10 protein-coding genes, 2 tRNA genes and 1 pseudogene are annotated in these 19465 nt (G+C 26.6%); 8 read left to right on the top strand and 5 right to left on the bottom strand.

What is annotated here, in order from left to right:
- The first annotated feature begins 457 nt into the window (after positions 1-457).
- From ispH to A35E_RS02255, 3 genes are all read left to right on the top strand, one after another.
- On the top strand, positions 458-1408 hold the full coding sequence (ispH, locus tag A35E_RS02265) for a 4-hydroxy-3-methylbut-2-enyl diphosphate reductase (protein WP_014889066.1): 951 nt from the start codon (positions 458-460) through the stop codon (positions 1406-1408).
- 2269 nt (positions 1409-3677) lie between these two features.
- Positions 3678-4943, top strand: coding sequence for a TerC family protein (locus tag A35E_RS02260; protein WP_014889065.1), 1266 nt, complete (start codon positions 3678-3680; stop codon positions 4941-4943).
- Between the two features lie 1583 nt (positions 4944-6526).
- On the top strand, positions 6527-7252 hold the full coding sequence (locus A35E_RS02255) for a 1-acylglycerol-3-phosphate O-acyltransferase (protein ID WP_014889064.1): 726 nt from the start codon (positions 6527-6529) through the stop codon (positions 7250-7252).
- 592 nt (positions 7253-7844) lie between these two features.
- Here A35E_RS02255 and ddlA read toward each other — a convergent pair.
- Positions 7845-8927, bottom strand: coding sequence for a D-alanine--D-alanine ligase (gene ddlA / locus A35E_RS02250; protein ID WP_014889063.1), 1083 nt, complete (start codon positions 8925-8927; stop codon positions 7845-7847).
- Between the two features lie 1473 nt (positions 8928-10400).
- Here ddlA and A35E_RS02245 point away from each other — a divergent pair.
- Positions 10401-10471: transfer RNA gene (locus tag A35E_RS02245), tRNA-Cys, on the top strand.
- 22 nt (positions 10472-10493) lie between these two features.
- A tRNA-Leu gene (locus A35E_RS02240) sits at positions 10494-10576 on the top strand.
- 393 nt (positions 10577-10969) lie between these two features.
- Here the strand turns inward: A35E_RS02240 and efp are convergent.
- Entirely contained in the window at positions 10970-11536 is a 567-nt protein-coding gene (gene efp, locus A35E_RS02235) for an elongation factor P (RefSeq protein ID WP_014889062.1), read from the bottom strand.
- A gap of 1224 nt (positions 11537-12760) precedes the next feature.
- Here efp and A35E_RS03230 point away from each other — a divergent pair.
- The 3 genes and pseudogenes from A35E_RS03230 (at position 12761) to lpcA (ending at position 14874) form a co-directional block, all read left to right on the top strand.
- Positions 12761-12897 (top strand): annotated as a pseudogene (locus tag A35E_RS03230) (DUF2627 domain-containing protein).
- A gap of 23 nt (positions 12898-12920) precedes the next feature.
- Positions 12921-13130 (top strand): transcription antiterminator/RNA stability regulator CspE, encoded by a 210-nt coding sequence (gene cspE / locus A35E_RS02230; RefSeq protein ID WP_014889061.1) that lies wholly within the window; start codon positions 12921-12923, stop codon positions 13128-13130.
- 1165 nt (positions 13131-14295) lie between these two features.
- Positions 14296-14874: a D-sedoheptulose 7-phosphate isomerase gene (gene lpcA / locus A35E_RS02225; RefSeq protein WP_014889060.1), complete on the top strand. Its 579-nt coding sequence runs from the start codon at positions 14296-14298 to the stop codon at positions 14872-14874.
- Positions 14875-16150: 1276 nt separating this feature from the next.
- On the opposite strand, the gene lipA is transcribed toward lpcA, so the two are convergent.
- The 3 genes from lipA to ybeD form a co-directional block, all read right to left on the bottom strand.
- Complete coding sequence (gene lipA, locus A35E_RS02220) at positions 16151-17116, bottom strand: lipoyl synthase (RefSeq protein WP_014889059.1); 966 nt, start codon at positions 17114-17116, stop codon at positions 16151-16153.
- A gap of 172 nt (positions 17117-17288) precedes the next feature.
- Positions 17289-17945, bottom strand: a complete 657-nt coding sequence (gene lipB, locus A35E_RS02215) for a lipoyl(octanoyl) transferase LipB (protein WP_014889058.1) — start codon at positions 17943-17945, stop codon at positions 17289-17291.
- Positions 17946-17959: 14 nt separating this feature from the next.
- A complete protein-coding gene (ybeD, locus tag A35E_RS02210; protein WP_014889057.1) occupies positions 17960-18223 on the bottom strand; it encodes a DUF493 family protein YbeD in 264 nt (87 codons plus the stop codon).
- Positions 18224-19465 lie beyond the last annotated feature (1242 nt).

Below are 19465 nucleotides of genomic sequence, written 5' to 3'. Positions count from 1 at the left end.
GACTGAAAAATATACCTATTTCTTAAAAATAAAAAGCATTAGAGATGTGATTATTATCAACCCTGTAAAGCATTCTTGTTAAGAATAGAAGATATGTACTGTAATATTAAATATAATAAGTATTTTTTTTCAGATCAAACTAAGTGTTATTATTCTTTTATCTTTATCTGAAGACACAATATGTCTCTCATACATACATTTTCTTTTTTTTATAAAAAAATCTCATTCGGTAAAATAACCACTCTTTTGGCAAATATACTTTTAGCTATTGTATCGTTTTTCTTTTCTATTTTCAATCTAATGAATCAATATTTTAATATCAATTTGTCAAGATTATATTTTCAGAAAATATTATTTTAATTAGTAAGTTTTAATTACTCTAATAATTAAGAGTCTTTATAAGAATCATGCTATAAATGCTAGTGCTATTAATTAAGTTTTAAGAGGAGGTAAACGAATGTATATACTATTAGCTAATCCACGTGGCTTTTGCGCCGGAGTAAAGCGAGCAATTAGTATTGTAGAATCTGCTCTTAAAATTTATAGAGCACCAATCTATGTTTACCATGAAATAGTCCATAACCGTTACGTCGTTAACATGTTATGCCAACAAGGCGTAATCTTTATTGAAAATATAAATAAGGTTCCTGAAGGTTCTGTTCTTATTTTTTCTGCTCACGGTGTTTCTCAGTCAGTAAGAAAAGAAGCGAATAATCGAAATCTAACTATATTTGACGCTACTTGTCCATTAGTAAATAAAGTACACATGGAGGTAATCCGTGCTAGTCGTGAAGGAAGGGAAGCTATTCTCATAGGTCATAATGGACATCCTGAAGTTAAAGGAACTATGGGACAATACAACAACCTTTCTGCTGGAATATATTTAGTAGAATCAGAGAAGGACGTTTGGGAACTAAAGGTTAAAAGAGTTGATAAATTGAGCTTTATGTTACAAACAACACTGTCATTAGATGACAGTGCAATCATCGTAGATGCATTACGCTTACGTTTTCCTTCTATTATAGGACCCCGAAAAGAAAATATTTGCTATGCCACTAGAAACCGTCAGGAAGCGGTACGCATTCTGGCTGCAAAGTCTGATGTAGTCCTTGTTGTTGGTTCAAAAAATTCTTCAAATTCCAATCGTTTAACTGAATTAGTAAAACGTTCCGGAAAACCGGCTTATCTTATTGATAGAGCAGATGACATTCAAAGTAGCTGGTTTTATAAAAAAGAAAACATCGGGGTAACTGCTGGTGCATCAGCACCGGATATTCTAGTAGAACATGTGATAACACGCCTTCGTTTATTAGGTGCACAAGAACCTATAGAGCTTATTGGTCACAAAGAAAATGTTGTATTTCAAATACCAAAAGAACTTCGTTTACAAGTTAAAATACCTGAATAACTAAATTCTAGTTTAGAATCATAATGTATTTATTTGCTTTATTTATAATATTAAGTATAAGTATTCTTTTCATAAAAAATATTATCTAATAATTGACGCGGATATTTATTTTTTATAAATCAAGAATTTTAGTTATCCTAAATCATAATTGTATTACAATAATTATACAATTTTATTCCATTTACATAGAAACTAACCTTATTAAATTTTAAATGATATTCATAGTAAGCATTTCTTATCTTTTTAGTAAGAAATGCATAATTTGTTAATTATTGTATAATATTTTTACTTTTTGTTGATCTAAAAAGATATGATATAATTTCATTCATAAATTTGATAAATAAAAATAGTATATTTATGTCATATGTTATTATATGTCTATTTTTTTTCTCACTACAATAAATTATTAAATATTTTAAATAAGTGTCCAGGCAATGCTACGATGACAATTTATAGAGATACTAGTATTATAGTAATCTTTGTGAATTACAGTATAACAAATATGTAAATCATTATACTTTAATTAATAGTCAAATTTTTAAAAGATGTTTTAATTCTATTATATAGACTAATTTTCAATTAATATTAAATTCAATTGTGATATTTTTTATTTTTTTTAGCAACAATGAAACAAGATTCTATGTTTTTATTGACTTATACTAACAAGATTAAGTAATTATATGTATATAATAAAAATATAGCGGTTATTACGTTGTCTATTGACTGTGTTTTAATGAGTGATACCAAAAGTTTGGTATTAGTATGCTAAATTAAATACATGAATCTAAAATATCTAAAATCTTTAAAACTTTAAAATAAACTTATTTAATTATTACGATATAGATAATTAAACAAATTAATTTATCAGGTTATTCATGCTATATAAGTATTTTTTTGTTTATTTAAACAATATTTTAAGACAAGAAATATTTCTTATTAAATTTGTACAGTCAGTTGCTTGTTTTTTTTCGAACGAGCTAATTTTTTAGTATTATATTTACTATCTTTTTTTTATTATTGATGGTGTTTAATAAAAAGGCTAATTTTTTTATATAAATGCCTAAAAATAAACTTTATCCTAAATCATTGATCGACGTTTAAAGTAATAATAAAATTAAGAAAAAAATAGACACAATATATACTTATATGGATTTCTGATTATTTCATTTAATTCACTATCATTTACAATAAATAATGAACAAATAGCAAAATTTTTAAAATCAGTGTATTTAAAAAAATAAAAAATTTGCAAGATACGATCTTGTAAGAGATAAGATAATCAACAAGATTGTCTGTATTACTTTAGGTAAGGAAATAAATAAAATTGTTATGTTTTGCTTAAAGATTAGTAATAGGAACACTATGTAATTTGCATGACTGTAAAAAGGTAACTAAAGCTTTCATGAAAAAAGTTGATAAAATAATATTATTAAGAATCAAAAGTAAAATCAGAATCTTATAACCATTAATTTAGTTTTAACCAAGTAGTAAAAGAGTAATTGATAGATTTTTTTTGAACTCAATTTCAACTATATAAGAATTACTTACTAAGTAAGTATATCTATAAAATACTATGCTATTTAATCATTAAATTATATATAAAATTATTTGATTATTTTCAGTTTTTACTATTTTAAAATCCTGATCATCGAAATAATTACGATTATATGATCATAAAATTACTGCAATTCTAAAATAATGTGGATGACATATTGCTAAATCTCATTGCTCTCAATTATAAAACAAATAGAATTCCTGTTCTATATTAAGGTTTTGATCAAGGCGATATTTCTATCATAACGATTTGATTAAAGAAATGTTAACATAATAATATCATTACAAAGAACATTATCTATTTTTTTGTAATGAAAACCTCGTTAAATAGCTATATTCAAAATATAATTTTTTATATAAATCTATTATGTTATAAAAAAACATCTTAACTATTAAGAATGTCTAATTTAAAGTAAAGCTACTAATGAAGAGTCGTAACCTCTAGAACCAATTAATAGATACAGTCAAGAAATAGTAAAAATATGGAATCTACTTTGACCCCCTTGAAAAAAAAGAATCGAAGAAAGATAGGGGGGGGCGAGTAATAGGTACGAATATAGATTGAACAATACACAGTATGACGCGTTTTGCTCTAAAATAGGAAAATCTCGTTATGTGAGTTATAAGAGGCAATATTACTGTAAAACTTTACGGTACTCTAAGGTAGGTTTTTAACCTTTTATCACTATCGCCTCAACACCTTAAGGAGCCTTTGATGGAATTTTTCATGGACCCCTCACTTTGGGTGGGATTGCTAACTTTAATTATACTTGAAATAATTCTCAGTATAGATAACCTTATTTTTATTGCAATCTTAGCTGGAAAATTACCGAAAAAAAAACGTGATAAAGCACGTGTACTAGGTCTTTCACTAGCAATTATTATGCGCATTATGCTACTGTCTTTAGTATCCTGGGTAGTTACATTAACTCAACCATTACTTAGTTTAGGAGATATCTCTTTTTCTGGTCGTGAATTAGTTTTACTTTTTGGCGGTTTTTTTCTTTTGCTTAAAGCTACTAGTGAGCTGCATGAACATTTAGATAAAAAACAATTTGATCGAAATACCGAGTGTGGGTATGCAAGCTTTTTGGCGGTAGTAATTCAAATTGTTATTTTTGATGCAGTATTTTCTCTAGACGCAGTAATCACTGCCGTGGGAATGGTAAACAAACTTCCAATCATGATCACTGCGGTTATTATTGCTATGACACTGATGCTCTTAGCATCTCGATCATTAACTCATTTTGTCAATAGTCATCAAACTGTTGTAGTCTTATGCCTTAGTTTTCTATTAGTTATTGGTCTTAGTCTGATTGCCGAAGGTTTTGGTTTTTATATACCAAAGGGATACTTGTATGCAGCCATGGGTTTCTCCATTATTATCGAAATTTTTAACCAGATAGCCCGCCGTAATCTTATTAAAAACCAATCTGATAAACCAATGTGCAAGTGTTATTCAAAAGCAATTATCCAACTAATGAGCAGTAGGGTGCATTACGAAACCAGATTGGATAAAATAATGAAAACACTTAAAAAAGAATCTTTAACAAAAGAAGAGCTTCAGATGGTTATCGGGGTTTTATCTTTAGAATCGAAAACTTTGCAAAGTTTAATGACACCTCGCAACGAAATTACTTGGTTAGATTGTCAGCGATCAATTGAAGAATTGCGAGTCACTGTGATGAGAACTTCTCACAATGTGTTACCGGTTTGTAACGGCAAGCTAGATCACCTTATTGGGGTTATACGAGCTAAAGATTTGATTGAAAAATTGGGTGATAGTGAGCAGCTGAAAGCTTATGCGATTATTAATCCAGCAATTATAGTATCAGAAACCTCAGAGGTAGTTAATATCTTAAAAGAATTACAAAATGCCAAAAATAGTATTATTATGGTATGCAACGAGCTTAGTGTCATACAAGGTTTAATAACTCCGATAGATGTTTTAGAGGCGATTTGTAATGAGCTATCCTATTGATTAGTATAACATTCTAAAATTACGTTTTACTAAAATATTCGCCACTCATAAGAAAAATAAGTGTAATGTAGATAAAATTTTCAAACAAAAACGAAAATGCATTTAATTAAATGCACAAACGATATGGTATTGCCTTACCAACTGAGTTACTTTGTTTTACTGATCATAGATTGACAATTAGTATTTAGAAGGGAATGGATAACAATAAATAAAATTCTAATTTTTATAACTTAATAATTATTAAAAATATTTTTAATTAACTGACTTTGTATTTTTAACTAAAAGTTAGTTTCAATAAAATTATTTAAATAATAATTAAGTTCAAGAATAGTAATTCTATTTTTTATATAGACTATTTTTTGTTTAACTCAACATTTTTATCTTTTTTTTTAAAACTATAGTTTTTATTGTATATTTTAACTCACTAGAATAAATATGTTTTTTTTCACCTATCTTTATTATAGAACAATCAATCTCTTTCATTAAAATATCAAATCGGAATATATTTATTATCAATGACTTAAAAATACAAAGATTGATTTTTAAAAATATTTGGTTTATTTGTAGTAAAGGTATACATCTAGACTTTAAAATAAAAATTTATCATGGAAATAATACTTCATATGTATTAAATCAATCTTGACGAGATTGTAATTATTTTTATTTGTATGTTTCCTCAAATAAGCACTAAAAAATCAGTTTGATTATATACTATTTAAATTAAAATAATTAATACATAACTTTATAAATTGATAATTCACTATATGAATAATAAGACGATTATCTTTTCGTTAATCGATTTACTAACAGAGAAACATTTATTATTATAAATTTTTATATTTAACTATTCGTTTAGTTTTTATGAGCTAATTTTGTTACTTATTCTTTTTCTAGCCTCAATCGAACTTAAAATAACTTACCTAGTGATCTAATTTGATGTAACTTAGAGTCTCAAACTAAACTTAGTAATGATTAGAATATATTTATTATCATAATCCACGGTTGAAATAAGTTTTTTTTAGAAAGATCTTAAATATTAAGATTATAATTAGGTATTTTACTAAAATTTAATAAAATTATTGTTTAGCATAATCAACTTTAAAGATAAATCTACTAAATCGGAATTTATAATAAAAATTCGATAAAATTATTAAAAGAATTAAAAAAAATATAAAATTCCGGTAAATTTTAATTAAAAAACCGCTTGCTTAATGACAAAACGAAAAACATTAATTTTATTAATAGAACAGTTTCCATAAAGTATAAACATAACATATGAGAGTAAACATTCTCTCGTCGAGAACAATCTTAAAAATATTAGTTATAACTTTATTTAAAAAAAATAGATATTTATTCTATACAACTCTTTAAAATTAACTAAATCAATATATAAACAATATATATCAGGAACACCACCTAAGATCTTAAATCTTAAAATATTAATATAATTTTTTCATAAAAGTAGTTTTGCATTTTATACAATTATTTTCTTTAAGATGCATTAAAAAAAATCTTGCCCTAAATAAACAACACTTTCGTTTTTAAAAAAAGTATATAATTTAAAAAAAAATTAAGAAGGAACTATGCTAGCTATCGTTCGCATTATTCTAGTAACCTTTTGTTCAATTTTGATTTGTATTTTTGGCTTACTTTATTGTTTATTTACACCAAGAAATCCTCGTCATGTATCGACCTTTAGTCGCTGGTTCGGTCGTATGTCTTATTTATTTGGAGTGCGGTTAGAAGTACGCTATCCTGAAGGCTTCACACATGGAAAAACTTGTATTTATATTGCTAATCATCAAAACAACTATGACATGATTACCGCTTCATATGTGGTTCAGCCTCGCACTATTACAGTAGGAAAAAAGAGTTTATTATGGATTCCTTTATTCGGTCCTCTGTATTGGATTACTGGTAATTTACTTATTGACCGAAATAATAATATTCGTGCTCATGAAACACTCACGAAAATAGTAAACATTATAAAAAATCAAAATATTTCTATCTGGATATTTCCAGAAGGAACAAGAAGCCGTGGTCGTGGTTTGCTCCCTTTTAAAACTGGAGCATTTTATGCTGCTATTGCAGCAGGAGTTCCTATCTCTCCAATTTGTATTTCAAATACCTCAAATAAAATCAAGCTTAATCGTTGGTCTAATGGATTAGTTATTATAGAAATTTTAACACCAATAGAAACTTCCTCCTACAACTTAAAAGAAGCACATAACTTGAGAAAAGAATGTCAAAAGATAATGCAAAAAAAACTTGATAAATTAAATGCAGAGGTAACTCAATTAGAATCTTAAAAGATATTACTATAAAATAGAAACAAGATAATCTAACAGATTAGTGGTTTACCTTACTGAAGTATTATTAAATATGCTTTAAAGATTATCTTTATAAGATATTATTTGAATATTTTCAATAATAAGATTTATGTAATGAAATCAATTAAGTCTATTTTCATTAACGATTGGTTGTATTTTACACTTTATAAGATCGAGATTAACAACAAGCGCTATTCTTCATCTAATAAAATGTAATTTCAATAAAGTTAAATTTGGTATCTTTATAAGATAAAGACTCTCTTGTAGATAAACTTTTTTGTTTAGAATAAAGACGTTATAATTTTTTTCGTTATATATAAATTTTTTATAAAAAAGCTTTTTTCTATTTTTATTTTTTAATTTACTAAAAGGGTGTTTGTTTTATATATAAAATTTTTTATACTATTTAGACAGTAATATTAATTGAATTTTATCAGTAAATGAAAATATAAATTATCATAGTAAAATAAAGCTTTTATTTTTGAATATATTTAAATGGTACTAAAATCCTACAGACGAATTATCTATGATTGCTCTAACAAGAGCAATTTTATCTAGTTAATGTTATTTCTTAACGACGGTCTATTGCTAGAGTAATTAAACGATCTAGTAAATCTGGATAATCTAAACCGCTCGCCTCCCACAACTTTGGGTATATACTTAATGAAGTAAATCCTGGTAAAGTATTTACTTCATTAAGTAATATTGTTCCTCGATTACTTAAAAAGAAATCTATTCTTGCCATTACATTGCACTCAAGGACTAAATAAGCCTTCCTAGCGATCTCTATTAGGTCATGAGAAATGTCCATAGATAGTTTAGCTGGAGCAACTAATGTTGCTTGACTATCATTTAAGTATTTAGCGTCATAATCATAAAATTCAGAATTAGGAAAGATTTCACCACAGACACTAACTTCTGGAAAATCATTCCCTAGTAAGGCTATTGAAATTTCTCGACCACATATTTCCTGTTCCACTATAACTTTTGAATCATACGAAAAAGCTAATTCTAGTGCCAATTTAAAATCTGTAGAATAATTGACTTTAGTTATTCCAATAGAAGATCCTTGACGAGCTGGTTTAATAAACAACGGTAAACCAAGTTGATCAATGATAGAATCTATATCAAGTGAAATAGAATCAGCATTACGTAATAACGTAATCGAGGGTGTTACCAGTATTCCCGCGTCTCTTAAAACGCGCTTAGTCATATCCTTATCTATACATATTGCTGAAGCTAGTACATCCGGTCCCACATGAGGGATATTCATTACACGCAGCAAACCTTGCATTGATCCGTTCTCACCGCAAGCCCCGTGCAACAAAGAAAAAACAACGTCAACTGACGGAAATAAAAAACCATTAGCAGAATTAATTAATTGTATTCCAGATTTTCCTGGAACCACTGCGAGACAACAGCGCGATGGACCCAAACAAATAGTATTAAGATTATCAACATTAAGTACATGTTGATTTTCATTGCATAATGTCCAGCATCCATCTTTATTTACTCCAATAAGAGTTAAATCATACTTTTTTCTATTGATCGACCGAACGACGTCGATCGACGAACGCAAAGATACCTGATGTTCAGTAGAGTCACCTCCGAATAGTACAGCGATACGCTGTTTTTCTTTGTTTCGTTGTTTCATTAACTCTTCCATAATTAAAAATTATAAATTTATAATAAGGGGGTCTAAAATAATCTTAGGCATAAATCTACAAAATTAGATTTATCCACAAAGAGATAATTATACAGCTAAAATAGAAAGAAGATACAGTAAATTACTATTTTATAAATTACTTAAATCAGGTTAATAACAATTATTATAATATAGTTAACTTAGTTAATTGATAACCTCTATTTTTAAATATTTATCTTTATTTATTACTCAAATGTTCATCGTGCATTATAATTAGTAGCTACTTTCGTTAATCAAATTAATTTATATAACTATTTATCTTCTTTAATATTTCAACTATTTAACTACTATTAAATCTTTTGTTAATAAAACATTAAAGATTAATGGTATTATATATGTATGATATAACGTAACCTCTAGTAAAATTTTCAACCTACCGAAACTTTTTTTAGTAGTGTTTCTACATTCTATAAAAATATTAGTTAAAATATCCCACATACTTTAAATCTTCTAAATTGTACTATCGATTGATAATTACAGTTTAAAATGTGCTACATAGCAAAAGTAAGCGCGATTAATAATGTTAAGCATTAAAATAGCGAGGTTTTCATAGGTAGATACTAATCTTTTTATGTATTAGTAACATACTGTATAACTTATTTACCCTTTAATATAAATTATTAATTCTGTTATTTAAAAAAAAGTAAATAACTAATATTGCGATTGATAGTATTGTTATATTTATTTAACTATTTTATCTTCATTTATTATTGATAAATAATATGAATATAACATATAGGATTAAGCAATAGATTTCATTAATCCTTTTACACTGTCAAAAAAAATAAAACTATATTATAAGTATATTTACTTATTACGAAAATCTACCAAAATTGGAGAATATTGTTTTTAGTAAGAAACTTCTAATTTATTTGAAATATTACTATCAAGATAATTTAATTAAACACCGTGATATAATTAGTGATTACTTTATATGTTAAAACATTATCCTATTATGTATTAGAAATATACAGTTTAGAATAAAATTCTAAAAATATATTGATCTATTAACTTTTATTTAAAAAAAAGACGATATGCAGTACCAAAAAAAACTATATTAGGAATGGCATATCTTACATTTATATATTATAAACATTAAAATCGATAAGAATCACATTTATCTTCCATGTATTTAAAAACAGGGTTATTAGAATATATCTATGATAATAGTTTTGAAAATTTTAGGATATTTAATATTGTTGTATAGATTTAATCTAATATCATAAACACATTTAAATTATTTAAAAAACTACAGATTTTTTAAAAAAAAGATTGTCATTCTCAATGAAGTAAGCGATAATTTCCTCCATACAAACAAGGAGAGTATGGCGGTTTTATAAATATATTTTTTGAAAAAATATATTAATTTGCTGATTTTTTTATAAATCTACAGAACAATTAAATATAATAACTAAAATTTTAGGCGCGCTGGCAGAGTGGCCATGCAACGGACTGCAAATCCGTCTACCCCGGTTCGACTCCGGGGCGCGCCTTCATTTTAATATCGGTTGTGATGCCCGGGTGGTGAAATTGGTAGACACAAGGGACTTAAAATCCCTCAGCTTTTAGCTATACGAGTTCAACTCTCGTCCCGGGCAATCCTAATTGACACAACAAGCAGATTTTTTTATCAATTTTAAAATAAAATAAATATTTAACATATATTTTCTTACAACATTTCGTTGATTTTGCTTTATAATTGAGTTTTTAATTAAATATATTTTTAATACTACATTTTAACATCACTTTTATATAAAAGTTTTACTGAATAACTTTCTTTATTATATACCAATAAAAAAATACATTTAATGATATTATTATAGAGTATAGTGTTTTACTATATTGGTTAGTAATTAATAAATGAAAATTGCATCGATGTTTTAATTTTATCCAAAAAAATAATATCTTTAATAAAGATTAAAAATATTTTTAAAACACTTTAAAAATCTATTTAAAACTAATATTTACTTGCAAAATTTTTTTTGAAAACATCATTTTATGCGAGATACATATAAACCGTTTCGAGTATCAACTTTAATTATCTCTCCAACATGAACAAATAATGGCACTTTTACGATTGCCCCAGTAGTTAATCTAGCTGGTTTTCCAGTACTATTGGCGGTATCACCTTTTAAACCTGGGTCAGTTTCGATAACTTCTAGTTCTACAAATTTAGGTGGAATAACAGCAATAGGTTGGTTATTCCATAGTGTGAGAATACACTGATCTTGTTCTACTAACCATTTAGCACTTTCTCTTACTACTTTAGCATCAGCAATTGTTTGTTCAAAAGTTTTATTATTCATAAAATACCAAAAACTACTATCATTATACAAGTAAATAAGATTGATATCTATCACCTCGGCCGCTTCAAGCAACTCAGAAGACTTAAAAATTTTTCCTAATACTTTTCCCGATCCGAGTTTTCGTAAACGAACCCGGTTAAATGGCTGACCTTTTCCAGGTTTTACGAACTCATTTTCAATAATAGTGCATGGTTCACCATCTAAAATAATATTAAGACCAGAACGAAGTTCATTCGTACTATAAAATGCCATGTTTTTTCCTTTTAATATATTTTTTTTGAGTATAAAAAAAATTAAAAAATAAGTTAAAATTTTTATTTTAGACAGTTTTTTATTACAACATTCAATTTAAATAAAACTTTAACTACCCAACTTAGATAAGAATGTCGGTATTTAAATATTAATTTAAAATCTAACAACTACTTATTTAAGTAAATTTATCTTAACAAAGAAGTAAATTATTTTAATAATAGTAGAAGTAATATTTTTATCAATATTATTTACAATAATGAATTTTTATAGATTTCTTTATTGTGCTATTATTTATATATTTACATATGATTAATAATCAGAAATACATATAAAAAAATTTTCAATAAAATATTAATTCTAGTTTTTACTCAAAGAAAGAAGTTATTTCATCTCTACTTTATTATAAAAGTATATTTATATTTAATGATATATAAAAATATTATTAATCAAAATTAATAATGTTGATGTATACATATTATATATGTAAATCTGCTTTTTTAGAGAAAAATTATTTCTATAACATAAACTATTATATGCAATTTATATCATATAGTGGTTGTGTCAAGAAAAATGCTATTTATATTCTCTTTACCTTCAGTAATAATGGTTACTCCTAATACATTTAAGAAATCAAATATAATTTAGAATAAACATTCTAATTTATAAACAACGGTGTTTTCTCATAAATCTAAAATAAAAAGTAATCTAATAATTATAAATAATAACTGAAAAGTGTAAAAATATGTCCTTTAATTGCAAAATAGCAATAATAATACAAACAATAATATCAGTTGCAAAAACCATCCAGATCAGGGATGTTGTTTCTATTCCGATTCAACAAGAACAAATTTTTGAATTATATTATTAAAAAGCTCTCTTATTTTCTTTGTTATCTCGTACATGAAGCATTTTTTTTTGTTTAAAATTTTTTTCTTTACCATTTAGATATCATGTTTTAGAATTATGGTGATGATTTAAATCTAATTACATCTATAAATTAAAATTTCTAATATAAATAGAATTTATACACATAAAATATAATATAATTAATAACGTATAAAAAAAATCAAGAACAAGAAAAATCTTTCACGATTTACTGATTCTAAACAAATAGTGACGTATATTGATTATATATAATATATGCAGTCTTGATTAAAAATGGCTTGCGATTATTTAGATAGTATGTAATAACCCAGTTGGGTAAACTGAGGTACAGTTGTGCATATGAATGGCATTTTCAGTAAAGAGGTTTTGCGCACCGATAAATTCGTTGCATACCACTTCTCTGCCGATCCTTATTCTTGAGTGCCTCAAGCAGTAACGATTTCAGTTTGTCTCTATATCGCCAAAAGGCGATTTAAACAGTCCTAAGGAAATATGCAAGATGGCAAAGATTAAAGGTCAAGTGAAGTGGTTTAATGAATCTAAAGGTTTTGGTTTTATCACTCCGGCCGATGGTAGTAAAGACGTGTTTGTTCATTTCTCCGCTATTCAGGGTAACGGTTTTAAAACACTAGCCGAAGGTCAGAATGTTGAATTTGAAATACAAGATGGACAAAAAGGTCCTTCAGCAGTTAATGTGACTACTTTATAGTTCAAATTAATGAAGTAATATTTCTTATTTAACTAACGGATAACGTCTCAATCCCTCCCTGCTGGCTTTATGTTAGAAATGGGAGGGTTAACCTTTTAACTGCTATTAACAACTTAATTACATCTAAAAATTGCCACATCTTAAAATTTAAGATTTTTCACCTAAATTTTGTCTCAATTTTTTTCCGTAAAACAGCAATAGTTTTTAATCGAAAACATAACAAGATTAGTTTTAATATGAAGACAAAAATATAACTAATAGATAAATTAATAATAACTTTAACATTATATGTATAAATTTAACATCGTTATTTTATTTAATATTTTAATTAATTATATTTAAATAAAATTAATTTTTAATAACTTGATTTTCTTAACCAATATCGAGCTAAATCAACATTAAATTATAATCCGTTTTAGATTACTAAGAAATAATCTTAAACTCTTTACTTGTTAGCTTATGAAGATTCCTATAAAACTTATAAATATCACACTTTCACTGTTCATATATTTTAATAAATTTAAATTATTGGAATGTTTATTAGTTTTACTTCAATTTAATACTACATCTTAAAGAACGGTAATTTATTTTATCTTTTAATTTTATTTAAAATAATCAATATTTTTACCTTTCATGAAACAATATAAATATAGCGTTTATATCTTTTCATGAAAAACTTTTGATTTTCTTTATTTTTTAAAAAAAATCATCTGAAATATTTAGTATGCTTAAAACATTTGTATATTAATTTATAGTGTTTATTTCCGCTAACAAGCAAATTTTTTAATCTGAAGATTATTAAATTTAAAAACATATCAACTCAACATTTTAGTATCAAGGTAAAAAACTAATAGAAAACTAAAAATAAAAATATTGATAATAATTTTTGAATAGAAAACTAACCACGGCTAATATTATAATATTACTTTCTTTTATCTATTTGAAAATTCTGAATCTTTAAATTATCTTATTAAAGATTTATGCTTATTTTTTTCTGTATTATAATTGAATTACTTTAATTTTAATATTTTTATTATTATTTAAGAATCATGATATAAATCACATTACTTATATAAGTAATATAAACAGATTATAAGCAACTTTATAAAATTATTAAAATATAGAGAAAATGATTTATCGATAAAATCAATTATGAGAAATGCTTATGTATCAAAATTTAGTCCGAAATGAACTTAACGCCGCATTGAAAACATTGCAAAACTTTATTCTCGATAATCGCAATATTCAATCTATTGAAGACGCAGCTAAACTTATCTCGGATACATTTAAAATTCAAGGGAAAGTACTATCTTGCGGAAATGGAGGATCACATTGTGACGCAATGCATTTTTCCGAAGAGTTAACCGGTCGATATCGTGAGAATCGCATTGGGTATCCAGCGATCGCTATATGCGATCCGAGCTATATATCCTGTGTGAGCAATGATTTCGGTTATGAGCAAGTCTTTTCACGCTACGTAGAATCGATAGGAAAGAAAGGGGATATATTACTCGGTATTTCATCTTCCGGCACTTCGACAAACATTATCCGGGCAATTGATACTGCACATGCTAAAGGGATGCGAGTAATCACTCTTACAGGTGAAAACGGTAGTAAAATGGCAGGTAAAGCTGACATAGAAATTCGTGTTTCTCATATCGGTTATGCCGATCGTATTCAAGAAATCCATATTAAAGTTATCCATATTTTAATACTACTTATAGAAAAAGAAATGACTATATAATTCTATTCCTAATTAACATGGATCCATGATTAAGAGAAGACTTCTCGTATCAAAAAAAATTTTAAACAAGTTTTTATTATCAAATTAAAATTTTGTCTTGTATTCTTAAGATAACTAAATGGTTATCAACATTTTCCTATGTCTAAAAACAATAGTTTTGTTAATTATCGATCATATAACTTAGTTAGGAACTAATCCCCACATAAAAAAAAGAATATAATAAATTTTATCTAACAATTTAATATATGTACGTATGCGCATTTTCTTATAATGTGTGTATTTAATTTTTTCGTACTTTTTAGAGAAACAAGTGGATTCTTAATCCGTGTAAAATAAAAAAATTTATTAATATTACTCAGAAAAATAGTAATTAATCATTGTTAGATTAAGTACTTTAAGTATAAAATACTAATCAAGTTTCATGTTTAATTGTTGATTCAAGTGAATAGATAGTTACTTCGTAAAAAAATAAAATAAATACATGTTTTCTCTATTCAAATCCAGCGAGAACAAAATAATTTACATGTAATCTACAATACATACTATAATGTATAGGCTCAATTTTTCTGTAACATTACTAACTTTTAACAATATTTTTTTATAAAAAAATTTTAAAAAAGTTGTATGAAATGCCCCCCCGCTAGTCATAAAAGAGATAAAACTACCTATGCTTCCCCCCCCCAAAGAGTCAAATAACATCAATGCAATATATATTGCAAATATAAGTAATATATTAAAAAAATCAAATTTCTGGTAATTATTGTTCTGTTTAGCTAAAGATAGTTTAGTATTTTAGCAGTTATACAAACAGCTATAAAAGTCTGTTTGATAATGTTAAATTTTTATAAAAAGTATTATACTTTACATAAGTATATAAAAACATTATGTACTGTAGCAATCCAATTAGTCAATTATACAGCAACTACATATTTTATATGCATTAAAACTATATTGTTTTTATTGTTCATCTCTTGTGTTTTATTAGATTAACAATATTAGAGTTAAATATGTGTAATTAATATTTAATCACCTACTTGTTCAAGTAGGTATTACAAACATCTTTAATAAGATGTTTACTTTATTCGATTGTATCAATATTTAATTTTTAATTAAAACTTTAGAATAGATATCTTAATTTGTAGATAAAATCTAAAAAAATCACTATACCTCACAAAAAAAAGAGAACCTTATGTTTCTCCTGACTAAAAATAATATTTTTTAAAAAAAGCAAAACAAACATTTTTACTTTTTTTTGATGAATATTTTTAAATACAGATCATTTAACCTCTATTCCTTGCATTTGATCGTCTGCATGATAAGATGATCGAACAAAAGGCCCACATGCCGCATGAGTAAAACCCAACTTTAGAGCTTTTTGTTTCATTTGATTAAATTCCTCTGGAAAAACATAACGCTGAACGGGTAGATGCGCTTGGCTAGGCTGTAAATATTGCCCTAACGTTAACATAGTAACTCCATGAAGACGTAAATCTCGCATAACTTCAATTATTTCATCATTAGTTTCCCCTAACCCCATCATCAAACCAGATTTTGTTGGTAAATTCGGATTAGCTATTTTAAAATTTTGCAAGAGTTTTAGAGATCTATGATAATTAGCTCCAGGACGCACTTGATCGTAGAGACGTGGAACGTTTTCTAGGTTGTGATTTAGAACATCAGGCGGCGCAGTCTGCAGAATAGCCAAGGCGCGATCTAAACAGCCTCGAAAGTCAGGAACTAAAATTTCAATGCGAATATCTTTGTTTTTTTGTCGGATAGCCTTAATACAATCAACAAAATGCTGCGCACCACCATCACGTAGATCGTCACGATTAACGGATGTTATTACAACATAACGTAGCCTCATATCAGCAATTGTTTTTGCTAATTTTTCCGGTTCGTTAACAGACGGATTAACAGGACGACCATATGTAACATTACAGAAAGAACAACGACGAGTACAAATAGCGCCTAATATCATAAAGGTAGCTGTGCCATGATTAAAGCATTCTGTTAAGTTAGGGCAAGCAGCTTCTTCGCATACTGAGTGTAAGTCATTTTTACGCATTTCTGTCTTAATTCGATCAATTCGAGTGAAGTCTACTGGTAATTTAATTTTCATCCAAGATGGCTTCTGTAAGGCAGGTGGTTTTTTATCTGGGAGGTGTTTAATAGGAATTAATAATTTTTTTTCATCCTCGTAAGATTTAACAAATCTATTCTCTCGTATCCATTTCACCATTTTAGCATAAGTCCAATTTTAAAATCAAAAATTAAAAGTATATATAAAATAATTTCTTGCATAAAAAAAATAAAAAAAAAGAAATTATATTAATGTATTTTAGTTGTAATTAAAAACATGCTTCTAAATTTTAACATCAATATTTTTCTACCTCTATATTATCCCATTATTATCAATTATAATGATTTGGGTCCCAGTGATAGATTTCAGAAACAGATACTTTCATTAATTGTAGATATTCTTTAAGTAATACTGGTAGGACATCATCGATACCAGTTCCTGGAACGATATCGCTTACTTGAGTCATTTGCAAACCAGGATAACCACAAGGATTAATACGAAGAAAAGGTAAAAGATCCATAGCTACGTTAAGGGCTAAACCATGAAGGGAACATCCTTTTAGGATACGCAATCCGAGAGAGCAGATCTTTTTAGTCTCGACGTATACACCTGGCGCATCTGTTAATGTATCAGCGATAATAGAAAAATGGGACAAAGTATTAACGATTGTATGTTCTAAGAGCTTAATCAGATTTCGTCCACTTAATTGGCGTCGACGTAAATTTACTAAAACGTACATTATCTGTTGTCCTGGAGAATGAAAAGTTACTTGCCCCCCTCGATCACTTTGAATAACTGGAATGTCACCTGGATCCAAGATATGCTCGATTTTACCAGCATGTCCTAAGGTAAAAACATTTGGATGTTGTACTAACCAAACTTCATCAGGAATGATAGCGTTACGTTTATCATTAAATCGATGCATCGCTAGAAAAACACGTTCATAGGGTTGCAAACCAAGTTGGCGAACAATGAGATGTTCTAACATAATTCTCTCTTACCTTATAATACAACACGTACAATCTCAATTGCACTTAACTCATCGTATAAAGTTTCTATCTGATTGATATCAGTTGCTCTAATAGTAATTGAAATAGAATGATAATTTCCTTTTTTGCTTTTTTTAATCAACGATAAATAGTTTCCAGGGGTATAAAATTCTATAACTTTTAATACTTGGATAAGTAATTTAGGCGTAGCAAACCCGATCACCTTATAGGTAAAAAGACAGGGAAATTCAAGTAATTCTTTAAGTTGAGTTTTCATATTGAGCCTCAGTAATAGAGAAGTTAGCCTGTTAAGGTTTCAAAGTTTTAAGGTTGCAACCTTACATCAATAAGTGATTTAAAATATAAATATTTTTAAAAAGCATATAGGTTTATCTTCAATAATTTTTTTTATAAAAGTCGATCACTAGTCTTCTGAATTTTTTAAACAGAATTTTTCTTCTGAAGAAGAAAATAATGTTTTTAAATTACTAAATTACTAAATTACTAATAGTATTATTTTATTAATTGCTACAATAATCTGATTGCCTCAATCCCACCTAAATAGTAGATGATTATTAAAACTAATTTTTTCTAGAAAACATATTTAACTCAATATATTTATAAGTACTAGTATACTCACGTGTATAAGATAGCCTATTTTTCTTAGCTAGTGATTTCTTAACTAACAGTATAAATACTTCAATTTTATATTATCGGTAAAGAATGTCGCATACGACCCATGATCGTAAAAAAATTTGTTAAAAACGGCAATTTATTTTATCTATATTATGCAATTATGCTCATAATCGTCGTTAAATATTACAATCATAGAAAGATTTCTATCTTTGTTTATAACATGATGGATTAAATAACATGAATTCAAGCGTTCAAGCTTAGTTGCAATGCTAGTTAATACATTATACAAAAAAATGATATTGTTTAAATCTGATAAAACTTTTGTTGAAATATTTATATTTAAATTCGAATTAAAAGAAGATTTTACTTTAACATGAAACATATACATACTAATTATGTGAAATATTTTATATTTAATAAACACACAAGAACTTGTCCAGTTTTAAAAAACCAAAAAATAGTTTTATACCTCTATAAAAAACTTGATAATATTAACATAAAATTATATAAATTTATAATTTCACCAATCCATACATCAAGATAGACAATAAGAGCAAATCGTTAAAATTATTCTAGCAAGCAATTACTATTCAACTATAGCTAAAAAGAAAAATCACTATCATTGATATAGTGATTTTTAACAGATTAAGATGAAAGCATATATTTAAATAAACAATAATAGATAATTTTACAACTAAATTAAGTTTAACTGATACTGTTTACTAAAACAGTATCATTAGTTTTGTTGTACTAAAGTAAAACTTTATAGTAGATATTATAAACTCAAACTATTTATTGTATTCTCTATATTTAAATTTTTTCTTATTTATTTACAGCTTTCTGAGGAGAAGAAAACATTGATCTATGCTTTACGCTCAACAAT

This window comes from secondary endosymbiont of Heteropsylla cubana, assembly GCF_000287355.1.
GTDB lineage: Bacteria > Pseudomonadota > Gammaproteobacteria > Enterobacterales > Enterobacteriaceae.
This window is presented reverse-complemented; position numbering and strand designations above follow the sequence as displayed.